This is a genomic window from Anabaenopsis sp. FSS-46, from assembly GCF_029891665.1.
Taxonomy (GTDB): Bacteria; Cyanobacteriota; Cyanobacteriia; order Cyanobacteriales; family Nostocaceae; genus Anabaenopsis; species Anabaenopsis arnoldii.
Genome location: NZ_JANQDG010000017.1, coordinates 1 through 3,162 on the forward strand (window position 1 = coordinate 1; position 3,162 = coordinate 3,162).

Below are 3,162 nucleotides of genomic sequence, written 5' to 3' on the forward strand. Positions count from 1 at the left end.
CACATGATACTTACAAGAGTAAGTAATATTTTTGTTTGACTTGTATTCTTGGTTCATACAATTATTATATAGCATTGTTCTATATAATAAAGTAAAGCTTTTATAAAGTTCACATGAAGTAATTTATGTAATATTGAATGTAGCTAAAGCCACTCAATCGCTTTAATGCGACTAAAGTCGCTATTGACTTATCCCCATGTCTGAAGCCAGGGGCTTGCGTCTCGTTTGTGGGTCAATTTTCTTCACCTTTTTCTTGCAGGAGCGATCGCCACTTCGACAGGGCTTCTTTTGACCACAACCAATTCTGACTCAATTCATTACTCTGGAAATTCACTGGTTGATTGGCGATTACCATATCTCTCAACTTCACAGCCTCATTAACATATTGTCTTTGTTTATTAATAGAAGGTTGATTATATGCAGATGTATACATCCCCAGCGCTAATCCAGCATAGGAAGTTAAAGCTTCTTCTGTGAGTTCCGTACTCATAGTTACAGGTCCAGTAGAGGCAATCCTTTGCTGATTAAGAGCTAAATTCAAGGCTTGGAACCAAGAAGAATTAGCTTCATTGAGATTACCCTCTGCATAGTGGGCAAATCCCAAAGCATTATTATATAAAGGTGAATTTGGTTCAGATTCTAACGCACCTTCCCAATAACGGCGGACATCATTAATACTGTATTTCTGGTTTCCACTCTGAACAAACTGCCATGCTAATCGCCCTTTTAAAAACTTCACAGATGAATCATCTAGTTGGTTTTGCGGAACTAAATCCAGTAAGGCTTCAGCAGCAGTCAGTTCACGACGATTGAGTAGTTCTGTGATCCATCGTAGTCCTTCGTCTAAGTCACCCGCGCCTAATTTTTCCTTAGCCTTAGTAGTTATGATTCCAGTGGGGGCATTTTTAATGTTGATTTCAGGTTGAATGTTTATAGGTACAGACTTTGGAACAATTGGCGGTGTAACCGATATAGGTGTTTCTTGTGGTTTTTCTCCTATAACAATTAAGCTAATAATTATACATATAACACTTACACCCACTATACCAATAACAGGCCACGGCCGGGGTGATGATTTTCTTGGGGTGAGAGTCTTCCGGTTTTGTCCCACATATTTAGCCGCTGGGGGTGGGGATTCTAGTGTTTCTTCACTTAATTTCAGTTCCTCATTCTGAGAAGCAGTATCTTGGGGCGGATAATATTCCCGAACTTGGTTATCTGTCATCCCTTGTACAGGTTCCTGATAGGGAATTTCCTGATGTAGCTGACGAAACAAATCTGAAACTAAAGCCGAATCTTCCGCATAGTCCGGCTCATCATCAGACTCAATTTCATCTACTAGGTCGCCCCATGTTTCTTCACCTAGCCAGTCTATATCTGATAGGTTGGGTGGTGTTGGTATAGAATCATCAGCTAAACCATAATAAATCATCTCATCACTGGCTAAAACTATGTCTGTATCATCTTCTGCCATGGCAACATACATAGCAGTAGGATTTTCCCTCAAAGGCGGCTGATGAATATACTCCTTGAGTGAGTCCGCACTTAAATATTCTGCACTTAAAGATATTTCTGGACAGAACGAACCATCAAAATCCTGTTGGAGATATAAAATTGGTAAAGCCCAGTAGTTCTGGTGAGAACCATAGGTAGAAATTAATCCCTGGCGTACTAGATTGACACACAAATCTACAGGGCATCCCTGACTCAGCTTGTGGTAAAACAATTGTGTCAGCGTTAGTGCTACTTCATCGGGAATACGTTCTGACATAGCCAACACGCTGCCAATTCCTCGCCTCACCAGGCTTTGTGTCAGGTTACGTTGAGCCGTCATGTCCCCACCCGATTCGGATGTAGCTGTGTATGCTCCCCAACAGGAATTAAACACAACCATTTTAATATTATTGTTAACTAGCAACCCTGCTAAATCATCACCACTCAGAGTTTCCGTTAACCCAGTTCTTCTACTGACAAGGTAAATTTGTCCACCTTGGGGACTTCGGCTACTATGACCAGAGTAGTGTAGAATTTGGTATCCCCCTTGTTCTAAGGCTTGGGTTAATTCTTCGCGCCCTGGTTGATCTAGTATGGTCAGCGAAATCTCTGGTAAATGATGGCCACTTCTGTCATTTCGTCTTTTCTGACGCTGAAGTTCCTCCTGGAGGTTGATAGCTTCTTGTTTGAGTAAATCAAGACGGACTTGATCCGGAGGAGAAGCTAGTACCATTAAGACTTTGACTTTTCCAATTTCTGGGAGTTTTGATTTGCTTCTCAATGGCAAACCAGATCCAGCCATTATTCCGGTTTGGTAGCGAGAAAAAGCAATATAGGGGCCAGTAGCCAGAGGGCGATCGCCTGCGTGCATCACTTCCCAGGGTAGACGTGCTAACCTGACATCTTTTAGCCCCAATCGTAAGTGCAGCAATTTTTGGTGGTTTTGGGCAATCCCTTGGGCGGTAATCCAACTGTCTCTGATAGTGCCTTGAAATAGTGCATTGTACAATTGCTGTCCCAATGTCACCAGATTAAAAGAGTTCTGAGCGATCGCGTTTCCCTGGAACACCGATTTGAGCGGGTCATTCATCAGATGTCCAGCAGATACTAACCACTCAGTTACAGGCCAGGTTACCAGTTCTTCTGCTAATGGCACCCCAGTCGCGACTTGTTCGGTCCGCACCAAGTAGTCATTTTGCCCTACTGGGGTTACGGAAATATGAAATTCCTGGGTCACAACTTTTCCTGTTCGCCTCCTTAATCGAATTGAAACTTTGAGTTTCAGCTCTATACTTTCGCTCCTTCTCACACTTTAGATGCTTTCTGCGACTGAATGTTTCTCAGCCGGGTTATTTTTGCGGTTCTTTGGTTATAAGTTTATCCGCATTAGTTACCCAGTGGCTAGCTAAATTTAATTCATTAAACTGCGATTAGCTCTATTTTGTGCTTTTCTCCGGAAACAGGTAGATGTGTCCCGCAGATTAAATTGGTAGATGCACCCTGATAACTAACTCCCCTGATTGGCTAACACCGGTTAGGGGATTTTTTTTTGTGCTTTTCTCCGGAAACAGGTAGATGTGTCCCGCAGATTAAATTGGTAGATGCACCCTGATAACTAACTCCCCTGATTGGCTAACACCGGTTAGGGGATTTTTTTTTGTGCTTTTC

General features: G+C 42.4%; 1 protein-coding gene. It reads right to left on the reverse strand.

The genetic code is table 11. The features are described from left to right. Positions 1 to 232: 232 nt before the first annotated feature. Entirely contained in the window at positions 233 to 2,731 is a 2,499-nt protein-coding gene (hetF, locus tag NWP21_RS02030) for a cell division protein HetF (protein ID WP_280791416.1), read from the reverse strand. Positions 2,732 to 3,162: the final 431 nt, after the last annotated feature.